General features: G+C 43.7%; 18 protein-coding genes. 14 read left to right on the top strand and 4 right to left on the bottom strand.

Annotated elements, in window-relative coordinates; genetic code table 11:
- Positions 1-94: 94 nt before the first annotated feature.
- The 3 genes from pfkC to V7O67_RS13925 are packed head-to-tail and all read left to right on the top strand — an operon-like array spanning position 95 to position 3,795.
- The gene (gene pfkC / locus V7O67_RS13935; RefSeq protein WP_406670297.1) at positions 95-1,582 is read left to right on the top strand and encodes an ADP-specific phosphofructokinase; all 1,488 of its coding nucleotides are present in this window, start codon (positions 95-97) and stop codon (positions 1,580-1,582) included.
- Positions 1,583-1,585: 3 nt separating this feature from the next.
- A complete protein-coding gene (locus V7O67_RS13930; RefSeq protein ID WP_406670296.1) occupies positions 1,586-2,956 on the top strand; it encodes an ADP-dependent glucokinase/phosphofructokinase in 1,371 nt (456 codons plus the stop codon).
- A 2-nt stretch (positions 2,957-2,958) separates the two neighbouring features.
- Positions 2,959-3,795 (top strand): DNA-3-methyladenine glycosylase family protein, encoded by an 837-nt coding sequence (locus V7O67_RS13925; RefSeq protein WP_406670294.1) that lies wholly within the window; start codon positions 2,959-2,961, stop codon positions 3,793-3,795.
- A 28-nt stretch (positions 3,796-3,823) separates the two neighbouring features.
- Here the strand turns inward: V7O67_RS13925 and cca are convergent, their stop codons facing one another.
- The 3 genes from cca to V7O67_RS13910 form a co-directional block, all read right to left on the bottom strand.
- Entirely contained in the window at positions 3,824-5,170 is a 1,347-nt protein-coding gene (cca, locus tag V7O67_RS13920; protein WP_342304278.1) for a CCA tRNA nucleotidyltransferase, read from the bottom strand.
- Between the two features lie 92 nt (positions 5,171-5,262).
- A complete protein-coding gene (gene proB / locus V7O67_RS13915) occupies positions 5,263-6,387 on the bottom strand; it encodes a glutamate 5-kinase (RefSeq protein WP_406671488.1) in 1,125 nt (374 codons plus the stop codon).
- 58 nt (positions 6,388-6,445) lie between these two features.
- Entirely contained in the window at positions 6,446-7,798 is a 1,353-nt protein-coding gene (locus tag V7O67_RS13910) for a glutamate-5-semialdehyde dehydrogenase (protein ID WP_406670293.1), read from the bottom strand.
- Between the two features lie 475 nt (positions 7,799-8,273).
- Here V7O67_RS13910 and iorA point away from each other — a divergent pair, with 475 nt between their 5' ends.
- From iorA to V7O67_RS13880, 6 genes are all read left to right on the top strand, one after another.
- Positions 8,274-10,103 (top strand): indolepyruvate ferredoxin oxidoreductase subunit alpha, encoded by a 1,830-nt coding sequence (iorA, locus tag V7O67_RS13905; RefSeq protein WP_406670292.1) that lies wholly within the window; start codon positions 8,274-8,276, stop codon positions 10,101-10,103.
- Positions 10,100-10,696 (top strand): indolepyruvate oxidoreductase subunit beta, encoded by a 597-nt coding sequence (locus tag V7O67_RS13900; RefSeq protein WP_406658129.1) that lies wholly within the window; start codon positions 10,100-10,102, stop codon positions 10,694-10,696. The genes iorA and V7O67_RS13900 overlap by 4 nt, the downstream gene beginning before the upstream one ends.
- Before the next feature lie 223 nt (positions 10,697-10,919).
- On the top strand, positions 10,920-11,531 hold the full coding sequence (locus V7O67_RS13895) for a hypothetical protein (protein WP_342304282.1): 612 nt from the start codon (positions 10,920-10,922) through the stop codon (positions 11,529-11,531).
- A 78-nt stretch (positions 11,532-11,609) separates the two neighbouring features.
- A complete protein-coding gene (locus tag V7O67_RS13890; protein ID WP_342304283.1) occupies positions 11,610-12,017 on the top strand; it encodes a hypothetical protein in 408 nt (135 codons plus the stop codon).
- A gap of 16 nt (positions 12,018-12,033) precedes the next feature.
- Entirely contained in the window at positions 12,034-13,113 is a 1,080-nt protein-coding gene (locus V7O67_RS13885) for a PASTA domain-containing protein (protein ID WP_342304284.1), read from the top strand.
- Between the two features lie 5 nt (positions 13,114-13,118).
- The gene (locus V7O67_RS13880) at positions 13,119-13,364 is read left to right on the top strand and encodes a hypothetical protein (protein WP_342304286.1); all 246 of its coding nucleotides are present in this window, start codon (positions 13,119-13,121) and stop codon (positions 13,362-13,364) included.
- 51 nt (positions 13,365-13,415) lie between these two features.
- Here the strand turns inward: V7O67_RS13880 and galU are convergent, their stop codons facing one another.
- A complete protein-coding gene (galU, locus tag V7O67_RS13875) occupies positions 13,416-14,279 on the bottom strand; it encodes a UTP--glucose-1-phosphate uridylyltransferase GalU (RefSeq protein WP_406670291.1) in 864 nt (287 codons plus the stop codon).
- 466 nt (positions 14,280-14,745) lie between these two features.
- Between galU and V7O67_RS13870 the strand changes: the two genes are divergently transcribed.
- The 5 genes from V7O67_RS13870 to V7O67_RS13850 all read left to right on the top strand — a co-directional run bounded on the left by V7O67_RS13870 (position 14,746) and on the right by V7O67_RS13850 (position 17,701).
- Positions 14,746-14,877 carry a hypothetical protein gene (locus V7O67_RS13870; RefSeq protein WP_406670289.1) on the top strand — a complete coding sequence of 44 codons (132 nt, stop codon included), beginning with the start codon at positions 14,746-14,748 and terminating at the stop codon, positions 14,875-14,877.
- A gap of 73 nt (positions 14,878-14,950) precedes the next feature.
- On the top strand, positions 14,951-15,964 hold the full coding sequence (gene rpl3p, locus V7O67_RS13865) for a 50S ribosomal protein L3 (protein ID WP_406670288.1): 1,014 nt from the start codon (positions 14,951-14,953) through the stop codon (positions 15,962-15,964).
- Positions 15,965-15,969: 5 nt separating this feature from the next.
- Positions 15,970-16,731 (top strand): 50S ribosomal protein L4, encoded by a 762-nt coding sequence (rpl4p, locus tag V7O67_RS13860; RefSeq protein ID WP_406658126.1) that lies wholly within the window; start codon positions 15,970-15,972, stop codon positions 16,729-16,731.
- A complete protein-coding gene (locus V7O67_RS13855) occupies positions 16,728-16,976 on the top strand; it encodes a 50S ribosomal protein L23 (protein ID WP_406658125.1) in 249 nt (82 codons plus the stop codon). Before rpl4p ends, V7O67_RS13855 begins: the two co-directional genes overlap by 4 nt.
- 11 nt (positions 16,977-16,987) lie before the next feature.
- Positions 16,988-17,701, top strand: coding sequence for a 50S ribosomal protein L2 (locus V7O67_RS13850; protein WP_406658124.1), 714 nt, complete (start codon positions 16,988-16,990; stop codon positions 17,699-17,701).
- Positions 17,702-17,703 lie beyond the last annotated feature (2 nt).

Here is a 17,703-nt window from a genome sequence, read left to right as displayed (position 1 = left end):
CTGGGTATATTAATTGGGCGCATTAACATCTCTTCCTTCTATCAATCACATATAAATACTCTCTAAACATAATTTGTATTCATTGGGTGAAATAATGGACATTGCCGATTGGGAAAAACGGTATTCAGAAGCAGTCTCTAATGTAAAAGGGCAGCTTGAAAATGTGCAGGGTGTATTCGTGGCTTATAATAGTAATGTTGATGCCATGAAACATATCAGCGAAACGGACATAAAAAAGCTCATTGGGATAGTGGGATGCGAAAAGATACATGAAAGGATGGTGGAATATCCCCGGGAAATAAAGGATCCGGTTGATTTCATGGCCCGCCTTGTCATTTCCATGCGTGACGGGAAAGCTGCGGAAGTGCCTACTTATGGTACTGATTTAAATGAATGGCTCATGGACAATCTTGTCTTCGATCATGCACGGATGGGGGGACAGGCTGGTATCATGTCCAATTTGCTGGCAAATCTGGGCCTGAATAACGTTATCACCTATGTACCCTGGCTCTCCAGGGAGCAGACTGAATACTTTGTTGATTCTCCTAACCTGAAGTATCCTGTTGTCGAGGATGGTAAACTGGTGCTGAAACGTCCAAAGGATGCTTACGACCCGGACCAGAAACCCAAGGTTAACTGGATAATCGAATACTCCAATGGTATGAAGTTCAGTTGTGCAGGCGAAAAATACGAAGTTCCAAGGGACAACCGGTTGATAATATCATCCCGGCCTAAATGGATAAGAATAGACATGAGTCCTGAGATGTACGAGCAGCTCTCTGATATCAGGAAGGAAATTGATGGTGCAATACTTGCAGGCTACCAGATGATAAAAGAAGAATACGGGAACGGGATGACATATCGCCATTACGTGGAAAAAGCCGTTAATGTCATCGAATCCCTGAAAGCCTGTAATCCTGACATGCCCATTCATGTGGAATTCACATCCATACAGAACAAGGTCATCCGCAAGGCCATACTCACCGACATAGTGAAAAAGCATGTAACATCCCTGGGTCTTGATACTGTAGAGGTCGCGAACGCCCTCAATGTTCTCGGGTATGAGGAACTCGCCTACTCCGTTATGAGCAGGGACGAAAAGAGTGTAATTGCCCTGTATGAAGGCGCTGTCAGGCTTCTCAAGGAACTTGAGTTGCAGAGGGTGCATATTCATTCACTGGGCTATTATATCTGTGTGGTATCAAAGGACCATCCACTGGATGCAGATTCTCACAGGCAGGCACTGCTTTTTGCTTCAACGGTGGCAGCAACACAGGCAACTCTTGGCGCCATTAAATGTATTGATGATATTTCCGTAGGTCTGGAAGTACCTGTCTATACTGACGGACATGATGACCTTATAGAACTTGAAAAATATCTTGTGAGAAGGGGCATCTGTACAGCTGAGGATTTCGAGGATGGTTGTATAAGCAGTAGTAGTCATGGTCTTATTATAGTTCCATCCAAAGTTGTAAAGGACCCTGTTGCAACGGTGGGGATAGGTGACGCCATATCAGCAGGTGCTTTTATTGCTTTGCTTGCAAAAATGCCGAAGGTCAATATATGCCAGATAAAGGAGTAACCGATGAATATTCTCTGTGCCTACAATGCAAATATAGATTCCATCAATCACATTGATGGCCAGGAACTTTCCCGAATGCTCGAAGAGAGCACAGAATTTCAGGACAAGTTTCAGGAGAAATTAGTAAATCCTCCAGGTTCCATATCATCAAAATCAGACTTCTTTGCAGGCCTGCTTTTATGCATGCGTGATGGTACAGGCGCTGAATGGCTCATTCATGACAAAGAAGTTTTTGAATGGCTCAAAAAGACATTTCTCAATGATTCTTTAATGAGAATGGGTGGCAATATGGGTATAATGGCCAACGTTCTCTCAGAGCTCGGCGCTTCAAAGGTGGTGCCGAATGTTGCCAGTCTTTCAAAACTGCAGGCATCCTTTTTTTCTCAAAAGGCTATCTTCCATCCGTATGATGGAAAGCTGTACAACAGTAAGGAAATAGGGGCTATTCTACCAGCCAATAATAACAGGCCTGAGCTCATTCACTTTGTATTCGACTTCAAAAAAGGAGACACTGTTAATTTTTCAGGTGACATCATTTCAGTTCCAAGGGAAAACAGGTTCATAGCAACCTACGATCTTTTAAACTTCCAGCTTCACCTTAATGAACATTTCCGGGATTATTCCATGAAAAATACCGCAGAGATGGATGGAGCTATTATTTCCGGTTTCCACATGTTGCAGGAAGATGAAGAAGGTTCTGAAAAGAACGATTATAAGCTAAAACTGGATACATCCCTAAAGCAACTCCAGAGTTGGAAAGAAGCCAGAAAAGACCTGTATATTCATGTAGAATTCGGTCATTTTTCTTCCGGGAAAATAGCATCCTATGCATTTTCTATTCTGTCTCCTATAGTTGACCGCATAGGGATGAATGAAGATGAACTTGCCATGCTTGCCAGTATCAATGGAATGGACCCAAAACCGATACTCGCAATGGATTCGGTGGCAATTGCAGAATCGGCAATAAAACTTTGCAGTGATTTCGGGCTGTGTAGAATGCTTGTTCACACAAGGGAATTCGCACTTTCAGTATCATGCAGGACAGATGATGATCCAGAAAAAACAATTAATGCAATGGATTTTGGAGCCGGATGTGCTGCTGCTTTTGCATGTTCCGGGAAGCTTACTGACAGGGGAGAGCTGCTCACGATAGCATCCAATATACCGAAAAGTGAGTTTGGAAAAGCAGCATCTTCCAAACTTGCAAAACACATAGAAGAAGAGTGGAAGTGCAGCAACACATGCGGGATACACATGTCTTATCTGGTGACCATAGTTCCGACCCGTATTTGCGATGATCCTGTCTCCACCGTGGGACTTGGAGACACAATATCCTCCGCCATATTCTTAAGGGAACTTGAACTAAAATCCTGATCATGTACACACTTTTTTGTGAAAACTTCAACCTGGATTATACACTGGACTGCGGTCAGGTCTTTCGCTGGGACTACATAGATGACTGGTGGACAGGAGTCGTAAATGGTGAGGTTGCACGCTTGCAGCAGGATCCAAAAAGTGGCGAAGTTCTTGTGGATTCAAAACTTCCGGCCTCTTTATTTGAGAATTATTTCCGCTTCGATGATGATCTTGATACCATTCTGCGGGAGGTTAACAAGGACGAGTTTATGGACGAAGCCATAAAAAAGTACTGGGGACTACGTCTTATCAGGCAGGATCCCTGGGAATGCCTGATATCCTATATGCTTGCAACTGCCTGGAGCATTCCGAACATCAAAAGGGGTATTTCCATGATGTGCAGCAACTATGGGGAGAAAATTGAAGACGGTTACTACAGTTTTCCGAAGCCTTATTCACTAGTCCATGCATGTGACGATGACATGCGGGCCTGTAAGCTTGGTTTCAGAGGAGGTCGTGTTATCAAGGCAGCAAAGCATATAGAGGAAGGGAATCTTGTACTTGAAGATATCTTCGAACTGGATTACAATGTCGCAAAACAGAGATTGATGTTCCTTGAAGGCATCGGGGAAAAAGTCGCAGACTGTATACTTCTCTTTGCATTCGACAAAATGGAGGCTTTCCCTGTGGACACCCACGTGGAAAAAGTTGTAAGAACTGTCTATGGTCACGATGATTTTTTCAACGGCACGGTTACAAAGAACAAAATCGGTAACTGGGGACGCATGTATTTCGGAAGATATTGCGGCTATGCCCAGCAGTACTTTTTTTACCAGAAAAGACTGGAAGGGCTCTGAGCGTAAAAAGAAAAAGCTGTAAATATAATTACTTTTTCTGTTCCCATTTTCTCAGGAATATCCTGAATTCAGATTCCTTTATTTTTGCTATCTCGTTGCCTTCCAGAATTGTGAATCCTTCAGTCACTGCTTCTCCAAGGTGTTTCCCAAGTGAACAGGTTCTCATTCTCTTATTGAAGAGGTGCTTTGCAGTTGAGAACTTTCGTCTGATATCGGCAACGTAGAAGCCATCCTCTATGTAAAGTGAGAATAGTTCATCTGAATCCTGATATTTTTCCTTGAATCCTTGTGCATGTTCACTGACCCATACAGGTGGACCTCTATGTTTTTTAACATTTGGAAGTTCAGATGAGATAAGTTCTAAAAGGATAATTGCATCTTCTTTTGCCCAGTAGCCCGAATTCAATACCTTAAAATCATATTCATCAAGCAAGGCACGGACCGAGTGCTCCATTTTATCCAGTTGAGGATACAGTATGTCATCAACAAGGTCCGGAGCCTTGAAGACAATAGCAACAAACGAGCTTCCCCTTGAGTTCATCATATCGATGATCTCGTTTTCTTTCATAGGTGCCTTTTCTTTTGGGAAGAAGAAATCTTCAGAAGGTTCTTCCGTGTATAGTCTACAGACGTCGATGAATTGTGCAAATTGATTCAGGGAAAGTGCAGCAGCCACATTTCTCTTCGGGTCGGTGGGGTCTATGACAATAAGAGGGTCTTCGTGCTTGACTGTTCCATGTTCCAGCATGTCGATGGTGAGTCCCGGTTTCCAGTTGCATGCGTTTCGCATTGTGTTGCGGAATGAACCGTAGTGTACTATCAGAAGTTCAGTGAGATAACCTGAGAATCCCTGTGTCCGAAGCTCAGAGCCATAGGTTCCGGTGCCTTTCATAAACTGTTTCATGATCAGCACATCATCTTCGCGACCGGGAATGCTCATCTTGATGAATTCATTATGAAAAGGTGTTCTGTCAACGGCAGACTTGATCATGGAGGCGGAATCAACGGCAAAACAGGGGACAAGGTCAACGTCGAAACCTCTGTAATTCATGTTGAGGTAAGGATGTTCTGCATAGCGTTCCTCAATGTTCTTTCCATCCTTTGCAACTTCCCTGGCAATGAGAAGCCCGTTAACTTTCAGTTCTTCCCGACTGGTACTTTCCGGGAATGCAATAAAAATATCAAGATCATGTGTGCCTGATATCCAGGTATTTCTGGCAGCAGAACCAACAAGTTTAGGGATGATATTCTTTATTCCCAGTTGTTTTGCAGCAGTAATTACGTTTGATAGCAGTTCGGAAGCTACTTCCTGTAACTTCTCTTTTTCTTCAGGACTGGGTTTTATCCTGTCAAGTACCTGTTCTTCCAAAGTCATTTTAGATCTCAATTTGAAATATGTATATAGGGAATCAATTATTAAAGATTAATGAACATTTATGAAAAAATAAACAGGATTAGTAAATAGATTCAGCAAATCCCTATATTCTCCTTTTTTATGACATGGTTGTAGTTTTTATAGCCAAGAATATCGGCTATCATGTTCGTGTGCTGACCTTTGATTTTTTCCAGCTCTTCAGAAGTATAATCCGTGATTCCCTTGGCAAAGGTCTCTTCATTACATTTTATCTCTATGATGTCTCCCCTGTCAAAACTGCCTTCTACATTGAGCACGCCCGAGGGAAGAAGGCTCATGCTGTTAAGGATAGCATCCCTGGCACCTGCATCAACTTCCACTGAACCGCATGCTTTGGAGAGAAGTATCCATCTGATCCTGTTCCTGTGTACTTCCTGGTTTGCAACGAACAGGGTACCTATTTCCTCGGCATCCAGAACCTTTTTGATAATGTTCTCGACATTGCTGTTGGCAATTACCATATTGCAGCCGGCCATGTAACATATCTTGGCGGCTTCTATCTTTGTTCTCATCCCGCCAACTCCTTTCATGCTGGTCGGGCTGCCGCCGTAACTTTCTACTTCGGGAGTGATCTCATCTATGATACTTATGAAATTGGCATCGTTATTGCGTTTCGGATTCTTGTCATAGAGTCCGTCGATATCGGAAAGAACTATGAGAAGATCAGCTTCTATCTTGCTTGCAACCATTGCAGAGAGTTTGTCGTTGTCTCCGAAGGTGGCTTCTATTTCGTTGACAGAGGTTGGATCGTTCTCATTGATGATTGGAATGACACCGTAGCTGAGCAATGTGGATATGCTGTTTCTCAAGTTCAGGTATGTAAGCCTGTTAGAGAAAGATTCGTATGTCAGGAGAATCTGCGCAATTTTAAGGTTATGTTTGGCGAAGGAATTGCTCCACTCCTGCATAAGCACACTCTGTCCGACCGCAGCACAGGCCTGCCTGACCGGAATTTCCCTGGGTCTGCTGTCAAAGCTGAGCATATCGATACCTATGCCGATTGCACCTGAGCTTACGAGGATGACTCTCTTGCCTGTCTCGTGCAGTTCAGCCACTTGTTGCGCCATGCTCTCCATAAATTGACGGTTAAGCTTGCCGTCTTCGGTATTGATGGATGATGTGCCTACTTTTATGACGATCTTGTTCACATCATTGAAGAGCTCTTTCCTGTCGGTCAAAAGTGTTGCTCCTGTTTTTCTTACTGCCTTATTGATTTCTGTACGGCTCTTCTTCTTCTTATCTGGAAAGGGCATTTGATGCCGTCTTGTTGAGCCTGCGGTGGGTGAACTTCCTGGCTTCGGGGCCTGCATAGTCTGCTACTTTGTCACCGTTGCCAACAAGTATGTATTTGTATATCAGTAGTCCTTCCATGCCCACCGGACCCCTTGCATGAATCTTGTTAGTACTGATACCTACTTCCGCACCTTTTCCGTACCTGAAGCCATCTGCAAATCTTGTTGATGCGTTTATCATTACGCTGGAAGAGTCTACAAGGTCTGTGAAATCCTTTTTCTTGAATTTGTTTTCGGTGATGATGGCGTCTGTATGATGTGAACCATAGGTGTTGATGTGTTCTATTGCTTCGTCCATTGACCCGACTATCTTTATGGAAAGAACAAGATCGTTATATTCGGTACTCCAGTCTTCTTCGGTGGCCCTGAGAATGCTTTTCAGGAAATCGATCATTTCAAGGCTGTCATAGGACTGCTCGTCGCAGCGCATTTCCACACCTGCTTCGTCAAGCATCTTTGCCATTGTAGGAAGGAACTTTTCTGCAACTTTCTCATGCACAAGCAATGTCTCCATTGCGTTACACACTGCAGGGTACTGGACTTTGGAATCAAAGCAGACATCGTATGCCTTTGAAAGGTCTGCGTTGTCATCAACATAAACATGGCAGATACCGTCTGCATGTCCGAGGACAGGTATCTTTGTGTTGTCCTGCATGTATTTTACGAATGCATTGGAGCCCCTTGGAATAAGCAGGTCAATATATGCATCCATGCTGAGGATGTCGTTGACCTCTTCTCTTGTTTCCATCAACTGGAACGCACCTGCTGGCATACCTTTCACAGACTCAGCAGCTTCATTCAGAAGATCAAAGATTACACGGTTGGAATTGAGTGCTTCGCTGCCACCCTTGAATATAGTTGCATTCCCGCTTTTCAGGCAAAGAGACATAACCTGTGGAACTACATCGGGACGAGCTTCGAATATTACACCGATAAGCCCAATTGGGCAGCTTACCTGGTAGAGTTCAAGCCCCTGGTCGAGTTCAAGTGCTTCGATGGTTTCACCAACAGGGTCTGCCAGCTCAATAACATCACGGATTCCGTCTATCATTCCGCTGATCTTACTGTCACTGACCTTGAGCCTGTCCACAAGTGCCTGGGAAAGCTCGCCTTTTCTTTTCAGTTTTTCTGCTGTTTCGACGTCTTTCTGGTTTGCCGCCAGGATTTTTTCGCGATTATTGTCAAGTGCCTGTGCCATCGCTTCAAGAGCGGTATTCTTTGTTTCTGTATTGACACTTGCGAGGATGATGGATGCCTTCTTTGCCTCAATGACCTTTTCTTCAATTTCCGTAACCATGAAATAAACCACCTTGGGTTTTTAAAAGAGTGATGTAAGTATTAAGTGTCTCTATTATATAGTATAGTGATATTGCACATTGTTCTTTGGTTTTATAGTTATCGATTATAGTTGACTGCCTAGAGTTCGGTATTTTTGGATTTAATTTGTAACTATTCAGCCTGATAAAAACGCTATCAATAACAATCTTGACAAAAAGTTGAAACGTAAATTTCATTCGGATCATTTATTTTGATTGTTGCTATTGATTGCTTTTTTGATTGTTCGATTGTTAGTGAGCAGACATCTCTATTTCGATGAAATCAGTACCAATAGGCAAATCGTGCCAGGCTGAATAGTTACTTTAATTTTAATGTTCAGCGAATTTTTGTCTTTGTTTTATCAAATCACCATCTCCCTGCAGTATGTTAACACATAACATTCTCTTAGATATCTTTATCAATAATCGTTAAGTATACGCTGGCAGGAGATTCTTATGAGAAAACGCGAGTATATGCTGGGAAACGTTGCAATTGCACGCGGTATCGTTGAAGGGGGCGGACAGGTCATATCCGGCTATCCCGGAACCCCGTCGTCAGAAATCATCGGTACACTGGCAGGAATGAAAGAAAGGGACTTTTACGTAGAGTGGTCGGTCAATGAGAAGGTTGCCCTTGAGGTGGCAGCCGGTGCCGCGATGGCAGGTGTGCGTTCAGTTGCAACCATGAAACATGTTGGATTAAACGTTGCAGCAGACCCCCTGATGACTCTTGCATACACAGGTGTCAAGGGTAGTATGGTCATCATTGTTGCGGATGATCCTTCATGTCACTCATCACAGAACGAGCAGGACACCCGCAGGTATTCTCAATTCTCACTCATCCCCTGTCTGGACCCTTCCACGCCACAGGAAGCAAAAGATATGATGGTTTATGCACTGGAAATATCCGGTAAATTGCAGATGCCTGTGATCTTCAGGCCCACAACACGTATATCGCATGGTAAATCCGATGTGGAACTGGGACCTGTGAATGAGGACCGGCCTGAGGCTGGTTTCCAGAAAGATCTGGAGCGGTGGGTCATGGTTCCGAAAAATGCGAGGATACAGCACCCTCGTTTGCTTGAATTGCAAAAGGACATTCTCGGTGAACTCGAGGATTCTCCCTGGAATGAGCTGGATCTTCGTGAAGATGCCAAAACAGGTGTCATAGCATCGGGAATTGCTTCTGTTTACGCTGAAGAGGCCATTATAAAGCAGGGTATAAATGCATCATTCCTCAAGATCGGGACTTATCCGCTGCCTGACAAAAAGATACGCACCCTTATGGAAAACTCCGACCGCATAATCATTTTTGAGGAAATGGAGCCGGTCGTCGAGGAACAGGTAAGGATAATTGCACAGGAAACAGGTTCCTGTGTAGAGATTGTTGGCAAGATGCAGGGTCCTGTGCCAAGGATATTCGAACTGAACACTGATATCTGCGCAGACGTCCTTGCAGAAGTTCTCGGACTTGAAAGGAGTGACGTTCCGGCTGATGTCGGAGAGGATTTTGATTACGATGCTTGCAGGATCGAGCTTCCTATGCGTCCTCCTGTCATGTGTCCGGGCTGCTCTCACAGGTCAACTTTCCATGTCATGAAGAAAGTATATGGAAAAGATGCTATTTTCCCGAGTGATATCGGTTGCTATACACTTGGTATACAGAGCGGTACCGTTGATACCACTCTCTGTATGGGTGGAAGCATAACCGTTGCAAGCGGGATGTACCAGGCCGGGGAGAAAAAACCAATATGCTGTTCCATTGGTGATTCTACTTTCTTCCACACAGGTATGAACGGTCTTCTCAATGCTATCTATAATAAAGCTGACATTACGGTAACCATAGTAGATAATCGCACAACTGCCATGACCGGACACCAGCCAAATCCCGGAATGGGAAAGACGGCTACCGGTGAGGAAACCGTGGAAGTTTCAATTGAAGCTCTATGTCGGGGACTTGGTGCTGAATTTGTAGAAACCGTTGATCCATATGACCTTAAGCAGACAGAAGAAGTATTTAAAAGAGCAAAGGACTACAAGGGAACTTCTGTTGTAATCACAGAGCAGCTCTGTGTCATTGATGCAAAGCGTGCAGGAATTCGAAAGAATCCGTTTATCATTAATACGGAGGAATGTGTTGGATGCAGGATATGTGTTAACCTTGGTTGTCCGGCAATTGAATTTGATACGGAATCCAAAAAAGCATCTATTAATTCTATGTGCACTGGCTGTGGAGTATGTGCTCGCTTGTGTAAGTTTAATGCAATTACGGAGGTGAAGAAATGAGTGCTGAAGGAATCTCGCAATTTGATCTTGTCATTGCCGGTGTGGGCGGACAGGGTACTATCCTTGCATCTGATATAATCGGTAAAGCTGCAGTGAGGGAAAATCTGTCAGTACGTGCAGCAGAAACTCATGGTATGGCACAACGTGGTGGTTCAGTAGTCAATCATGTCAGAATCGGATGTGAGTTTGGTTCCATGATTCCCGTAAAGGGTGCTGACGTATTGCTGGCTCTTGAACCAAGTGAATCTCTCAGGTATCTGGAATACCTTTCCGATGATGGCGTGATCATAGTCAACACCGAACCGATACTTCCGGTGACAGTTACCTCAGGACTTTGTACATATCCTGATGTTGATTCTATCATCGCAAGACTCAAGCAAAACCATGAAGTCAAGGAATTCAATGCAACAAAACTTGCAAAAGAAGCGGGAAATCTGCAATCCATGAACGTTGTAATGGTTGGTGCAGTCTCAAATTACCTGCCGATACCTGTTGAAACTATGCTGGAATGTGTAAGGGAACTTGTCCCCCCGAAAACTATCGATATCAATGCCAAGGCCTTTGAGATGGGAAGGTCTGTAATACAGGGATAATCTAAGATTATCCTGTCTTCATTTTCTTTTTTAGGTCTTTATTGGATCTCATATTTTCTACTCATGTTTTATTTGTAAATTTATTTGTCTTTTGTACATAGTTCTATCGATTTATGGGCCAAAAGTTAAGAATTATATTTTTATAATAACATTAATATTTTTGACAAAGTCTATATGGTATACTGTTCCATTATATATTGTATAAAAAATTTGGAGGGATTTTATGGCATCTGTTGGTCAAAAACTATTAGATGTTCCATTTGGGGACATGATAAAAGAAATGGCTTTTGCTATTGCAGAGGGGCAAACTGCTCTGGACATTAATTCGATTAATGTTGCGCAGGCCCTTGCAGAGACTGAACTGGAAGCTGGGAGTGTAATTCTCTATATAGAGGAGACGGTAGATGAGGATGGGAACGTAACTGCTACTGATGTAGTTACCAATGATCAACCCATGTCCTTACTTACATATGGTCTTGAACCTCGTTTCTATGAATTCACCGAATCTGTTATTGAAGTCAAAATGACTATATCAATGAAGAAGGAGTATTCAACAGAAAGGAAATATGGTAGAGAGTTCAAGTTCACCAACCAGTCGAAAATAAGTGGAAGCTACAAGTCCGGTGGTCTTGCAGGTCTTCTATTCGGTAAATCTAAGGTAAGCTACGAAAACACAACTAATGTTGCATACACATCGACTTATGATGCAACATATAAGTCAAAGTATACCTTCAGTGAATCAGGTACCAGTCTTCTGCGTACAACACTCAAACCAGTGCCACCACCAGAGAGAGCTATCCCAACCGTCAGGGTCAAAGAGAGTTCCTCAGAGTAAGGCAGGTATATGTGAATCAATGCAGTGATATCTGCATTGACAATTTATTTTTAACAGAATATTGAAGGAGATTATACTTTGCCATCCAACAGTAGCGAAAGTATTGAAGAGGTTCTTGTCAGTCCGCTTTCAACCATATTAAGTGAAATGGGTAAATCCATTGCACAGACACAAAGGGCACTTGACCGTAATTCCATTGACACACAAATAGAACTTTCAACTGATGAAGCGCTTCAGGAGTTCGATCTTGAAGCCACCTGGTATCACATACCTGAAGTTGATATCGAACTTAAAATGGCCCTGTCCATGAAGTATGAGGAAGAAAGGGATTCAAAAAACCGTATACGTGGGTACAAACGGGTCCTTAATGCAGCACCTTTGAATGCTTCTTACAAATCACTAAACTCATATGATGTAGAGGGTTCAAGCGTTCTTAAGGCGAAAATAGTATCAGTTCCTTCTTCTTCAAGGATAGTGGAAGAGTAATGAGTGGAGGGGTGGAATGAGCGATATTACGGAATTAAGGCAGAATATTGAACGGTTAAATAAGTCAACAACTGCTGCATTAAAAAAACAGAGCTATACTCTGCTCCAGAAGAATATTGTCGGTATAGAATCTGAACTGGGGGCTGTCCAGAGGGAACTGGTGTCTAAAACAGATGTAGTGGATGAGTTGAAAAAAGAAAACCTGGTCCTGAAACAGGATTATGCTATCCTTGACAACAGGGTTCAGGAAATTCTTAAAGAAAAAGCTGAAAGTGATAAGAAACTGGAACAACTTTCACGTACAAGGCCTGAGTTATCTTCTGCAAACCTCGTTAAAGCTTTTCGTGATTCCCTTGTGCAGATGGATGAGTCTATAAATTCAGAGTCCTCAAGGGTGGATTATAACGTAAGTTCTATGAACATCAAACTCAGGACCAATATAGCTGTGAAGGACGATGAACTACGTTTCCAGCTTCCAAAGGCAGACGATGTTATTCCTGCAGACAACCTGAGTGAGGTCGAATTCACTATAAATTCATCATCAAAAGAACGCATATTCTCTGATTATATTGATGTGCCTGATGTTGTAGGGTTGGATATGGACCTTGCAGTATCTATAATAAAGGCTGCTGGTTTTGTACAGGGCGAGGTAATTGAAAAAGACAGTTCTCTTGGACAGGCAACAGTACTCTCTCAGATACCCTCTGGCAGTTCGGTTGCAAAAGCTGGGGATGCTGTGGATCTGGTCATCTCAAAGATCACTTCAGTTGAGGTGCCAAATATTGTAGGTATGAATCTGGCTTCTGCTCAAAAAGCATTGGAAGCTGGCAAGCTTCATTCCGGAAAGGTGACTGAACAAACTGATGCTTTTAATGTCGGTAAGGTTCTCAGTCAGTCCGTAGCTGCCGGGGAGTATGCAGATATTGGAAGTGCAATTGATCTTGTGGTAGCCACTTCTAAGGTAGAGTTCACTGCGGTTTCAGGTATAACTGCAAAGCCTGTAGTCACAGGGACTGTGAGGAATGTCAGAGCGGTGTTATCCGACAGGCAGGCCGCCAGAATATCGTCAGTCAGGAAGTCCACTTCCGGGAACTAAGTTGCATGCCTGTGGAAACACATATTATAAGGGTTGCCGATAATGCAACCCCTTCTCAGGTAGAAGGTATTCTAAAAGCCCTTGTTGGTGTGGGTGGGCGTGTTGAGGTTGTTGCAAACAAGAGCATAATTGCCACTTTCAATGGTGACTATGCAGGTTTGATAAAGGGAAAACCCGGTGTCCAGCTTGTTGGAGGGGTTAATTTCGGGGGCAGAACTATCAGGAAAGTTGTGAAACGCAGCTCTACATAATTGTATGCTTCATTTTGCAATGAAGTTATCAAAGGCAGTGGGAAAATATGATCACAGATTTATATCTGTGATATGTTCTTCGATTTGCTCTCTCATATCTTCATTGTTGAGGGCGAAATCAATGATGGCCTTTACATATTCTACCTTGTCACCGGTATCGTATCTTTTACCCCTGAACCTGTAAGCATATATCATCTGTTCTTCATTCAAAAGACGTATGGCATCTGTGAGTTGTATTTCGTTGCCAACTCCCTTTGCTGTCTCTTTTATGCAGTCAAGTATCTCGGGTGTGAATACATATCTTCCGATAGCGCCGATATTGGATGGAGCTTCTTCAGGCTTTGGTTTTTCTACGATGTCATCAAGAGTATATAGCGAGTCATCAAGTGCTTTGCCTTTAATAATGCCATAACTGCTGATTTTTTCTTGAGGAACCTCTTCTACAGCCAATGTGGAACGTCCGTATTTAAGGAAGTTGTCAATCAGTTGCTTGGTGCATGGCTCCTTGTTAACGATAATATCATCACCAAGCAGTACGGCGAAAGGTTCGTCATTGATGTGTTTTTTCGCTGTGTAGATTGCGTCACCAAGTCCTCTTGGTTCCTTCTGTCGTATGTAGTGGATGTCAACCATGGAAGAGATATCCTGCACAATCTTCAACATGCTCTCTTTATTCTTTTCCCGTAGATGGTGCTCCAGTTCAGGTGAATCATCAAAGTAGTCCTCTATGGATCTTTTGCTTCTACCGGTAATGAATACTATATCATCTATCCCTGATGCTATGGCTTCCTCTACTACATAGTGAATTACCGGTTTATCTATTATCGGAAGCATTTCCTTTGGCATTGACTTTGTCGCCGGAAGGAATCTTGTTCCAAGCCCTGCAACGGGTATTACAGCTTTTTTGACTTCCACTTTTAAACTCCTTTTACTGTCTATATGATCTGGTTTTTGTCCGTTTCTTAAAGTTTTTCCGGGAACTTTCTGTATATATCCCTTTTATACTTTTAATAATCTTCTTAACTTTTCATATGGGTTTGATCTCATTGGGTAGTATTATATTGTAGTTTGTAGTTGTTGTGTAGTATATTATCATAATACGGTCCTATGCTTTTCCTTTGCATTTGGATTATGGTTTTCTGATGCTTTATATTGGTTTATTTTCTACCATTTGCTTGCAAAGGATTTATATACAATATGTCCGTTTAAAGGCGCACGTTAGATTCCATTGAAATATGGATATTTGGCTGAATTAAACTTACAGTGCGAAAAAGTCGGATTTAACATGAAGTATAGGGCCTCTTCAAGAATGCCCGCCGTGCATAATATAGTGCACAAGAATGCAGAGATGTTTAAATCTTTTCGAGATGACCACTCAGTAATGCCTTTGGGCATACTAAGGTCCGTTGATGACTGGAAGGGCATAAGGGTTGGCGTTGAATGCGTACCATGTGGGTACGTGGAGTCCGCTAATATCATATCTACTTCTTTTTCATTAGTGGTTCCTGCCTGACTTTCTCGCGTAATAGGTCTTGCAAAATTGCATTGACCTGTCAAGAAGAAAATGTATAATCAGGAGAATAAGAATGGCAAAAGGACATAGACCAAGACGAGGATCACTCGCTTTCAGTCCGCGCAAAAGAGCAAAAAGCCACATCCCAAGATTCAACTCATGGCCAGAGTCAGCAGGAGAACCTAAACTCCAGGACTTTGCCGGGTACAAGGTGGGCATGACTCACGTGCTATTGGTTGATGATGTGAAGAACAGCCTGACAGAAGGCATGGAGATCTCTGTACCTGTCACAGTTGTGGAGACACCTGCTATTCATGTCGCTGCTATCCGCGCTTATAATAATACTGTTGACGGTGAGAAAGCTGTTGCAGAGGCTTGGAGCTCCGAACTCGATGAAAGTCTTGGAAAGACCATCAAGTTACCAAAGGAATCCAATACAGATGCGGCTCTGGAAAAAATTGGCAGCCTGATAGAAGAAGGCAATGTTTCTGATATCAAGGTTATAACCTACACTTTACCAAAGAACCTTACCGGTGTTCCTAAGAAGAACGCAGATATCATGGAAACCGCAGTTAGTGGATCTGATATAAAGGCAAAGTTCGAGTATGCAAAGTCCTTACTCGGCTCAGAAATAAAGCTCAGTGACGTTTTTGATGAAGGTACATTTGTGGACGTGGCAGCTATTACCACAGGTAAAGGTACACAGGGACCTGTCAAAAGATGGGGCATCAACCTTGCAAAGAACAAGCATTCCCGTCAGGGAAGTCTCAGGCAGGTAGGAACTCTTGGTCCTTTCCATCCGGCACGTGTTAGCTGGAGAGTACCACAGATGGGTCAGATGGGTTACCACCAGAGAACAGAATACAACAAGCGTATCCTTAAAGTGTCCACCGATGGTCAGGAGATCAATCCTGAAGGTGGTTTCCTGAATTACGGACTTGTTAGGGGAGATTATATCCTGCTCAAAGGGAGCATCCCCGGACCCTCCAAGAGGCTTGTAAGGCTCAGAGATCCGATGAGGTCTAAGGCAACTGCAATGGGTGAACCACAGCTCCTTCATGTGAGCACACAGTCCAAACAGGGGTGAAGTGAATGGCCACAGTAAATATTATAGATTTATCCGGTAACAGCAAAGGCGATGTACAGTTGCCTGCAGTATTCGATGAGGCATACAGGCCTGATCTTATCAAGAGAGCTGTTCTTGCAGCACAGGCAAACAGGCTGCAGCCCTACGGTACCAAGCTGTATGCAGGTATGGAGACTTCCGCTCATTCATGGGGTTCAGGCAGAGGTGTCGCGCAGATCCCAAGGATAGTAAATGGCAGTCGTGCAGCAAGAGTTCCTCAGGCTGTCGGTGGTAGAAGGGCACATCCTCCTAAGACCGAAACAGACAGGACTGAGAAAGTAAACAAAAAAGAAAGGCGTATGGCAATCCGTTCAGCAATAGCATCAACAGCTAATGCAGATGTTGTCAGAGGACGTGGTCACCAGTTCGATGCCCAGCTTCCACTGATTGCTGAAGATGCACTTGAAGGTCTTGAAAAGACAAAAGATGTTGTCAGTTTCCTGCAGGCTGCAGGTGTATATGATGATGTCCTTCGTGCAAAGGAAGGCAAGAACATCAGGGCAGGAAGAGGAAAGCTTCGTGGCAGGAGATACAAACACAAGAAGAGTATCTTGATCGTAGCGGCAAATGATACTCCACTTTTCAGGTCAGCAAGGAATCTTGCAGGCGTGGATGTAGTATCAGTTGATTCCCTGAATGCAGAGGTCCTTGCACCCGGAACTCATGCCGGCAGGTTGACCATATGGACAGAATCCGCATTATCCAACCTGGAGGGAATGTTCGAATGAACGTTGTCAAATATCCATTCATTACTGAAAAAGCAATGATGCTTCTGGAAGATAACAAACTCCAGTTTATTGTTGATTCCCGCGCAAACAAGAATCAGATCAAAGCCGAGGTCATGAAGATGTATGGCTTCCCCGTTGCTTCGGTATGTACTATGAGCACAATGAAAGGCATGAAGAAAGCCATAGTGACCTTTGAAGGCACAGAAGCTGCCCACGAGATCGCTACAAGGATAGGTCTGATGTGAGGTGAAATAATATGGCAAAAAGACTCATATCACAGAACAGGGGTCGCGGTTCTCCTACTTACAGGGCACCTTCACACAGGTTTAAGGCCTCAATGAAACATCCTCGTGTAGACGAGAATGATACCGTATACGGTACTGTGCTTGAGGTTACACACGATCCGGCCCGTTCCGCACCTGTGGTGAAAGTTTCCTTTGATAATGGTGAGGAGCGCCTGATCCTTGCACCCGAAGGTATTGCAGTGGGTGAAAAGATCGCATGCGGAATTTCCGCTGAAGTAAAACCAGGAAACATCCTGCCATTGGCAGAAATCCCTGAAGGTGTTCCTGTCTGTAACATAGAAGGCAAGCCCAACGATGGCGGACAGTTCGCACGTGCTTCCGGGACATACGCAACAGTGGTATCTCACGAGCGTGGAAAGACTATCATACAGATGCCTTCTGGTGAGATGAAATGGCTGAATCCAAGATGCCGCGCAACTATTGGTATAGTCGCAGGTGGCGGCAGAATTGACAGGCCTTTCCTCAAGGCAGGTAAGAAGTATCACAAGATGAAGACAAGAGCTGCAAAATATCCCCGCGTAAGCGGAGTCGCCATGAACGTAATCGACCACCCCTTCGGTGGAGGTAACAGGCAGCACCCCGGAAGACCAACAACGGTCAGCAGAAATGCACCTCCGGGACGTAAGGTGGGCCAGATTGCAGCACGCAGGACCGGAAAGCGTTAAAC

It is taken from the genome of Methanolobus sp. ZRKC4, assembly GCF_045291305.1.
In the GTDB taxonomy this organism is placed as follows: Archaea; Halobacteriota; Methanosarcinia; order Methanosarcinales; family Methanosarcinaceae; genus Methanolobus.
The sequence above is the reverse complement of the archived record's forward strand: the minus strand, read 5'-3'. Positions and strand labels throughout refer to the sequence as shown.

Bases quoted from the DNA above. Each gene is read 5' to 3' on its own strand.
- pfkC (WP_406670297.1), top strand. From the start codon at position 95: ATGGACATTGCCGATTGGGAAAAACGGTATTCAGAAGCAGTCTCTAAT.
- V7O67_RS13930 (WP_406670296.1), top strand. From the start codon at position 1,586: ATGAATATTCTCTGTGCCTACAATGCAAATATAGATTCCATCAATCAC.
- V7O67_RS13925 (WP_406670294.1), top strand. From the start codon at position 2,959: ATGTACACACTTTTTTGTGAAAACTTCAACCTGGATTATACACTGGAC.
- cca (WP_342304278.1), bottom strand. From the start codon at position 5,170: ATGACTTTGGAAGAACAGGTACTTGACAGGATAAAACCCAGTCCTGAA.
- V7O67_RS13910 (WP_406670293.1), bottom strand. From the start codon at position 7,798: ATGGTTACGGAAATTGAAGAAAAGGTCATTGAGGCAAAGAAGGCATCC.
- iorA (WP_406670292.1), top strand. From the start codon at position 8,274: ATGAGAAAACGCGAGTATATGCTGGGAAACGTTGCAATTGCACGCGGT.
- V7O67_RS13900 (WP_406658129.1), top strand. From the start codon at position 10,100: ATGAGTGCTGAAGGAATCTCGCAATTTGATCTTGTCATTGCCGGTGTG.
- V7O67_RS13895 (WP_342304282.1), top strand. From the start codon at position 10,920: ATGGCATCTGTTGGTCAAAAACTATTAGATGTTCCATTTGGGGACATG.
- V7O67_RS13885 (WP_342304284.1), top strand. From the start codon at position 12,034: ATGAGCGATATTACGGAATTAAGGCAGAATATTGAACGGTTAAATAAG.
- V7O67_RS13880 (WP_342304286.1), top strand. From the start codon at position 13,119: ATGCCTGTGGAAACACATATTATAAGGGTTGCCGATAATGCAACCCCT.
- V7O67_RS13870 (WP_406670289.1), top strand. From the start codon at position 14,746: ATGCCTTTGGGCATACTAAGGTCCGTTGATGACTGGAAGGGCATAAGG.
- rpl3p (WP_406670288.1), top strand. From the start codon at position 14,951: ATGGCAAAAGGACATAGACCAAGACGAGGATCACTCGCTTTCAGTCCG.
- rpl4p (WP_406658126.1), top strand. From the start codon at position 15,970: ATGGCCACAGTAAATATTATAGATTTATCCGGTAACAGCAAAGGCGAT.
- V7O67_RS13855 (WP_406658125.1), top strand. From the start codon at position 16,728: ATGAACGTTGTCAAATATCCATTCATTACTGAAAAAGCAATGATGCTT.
- V7O67_RS13850 (WP_406658124.1), top strand. From the start codon at position 16,988: ATGGCAAAAAGACTCATATCACAGAACAGGGGTCGCGGTTCTCCTACT.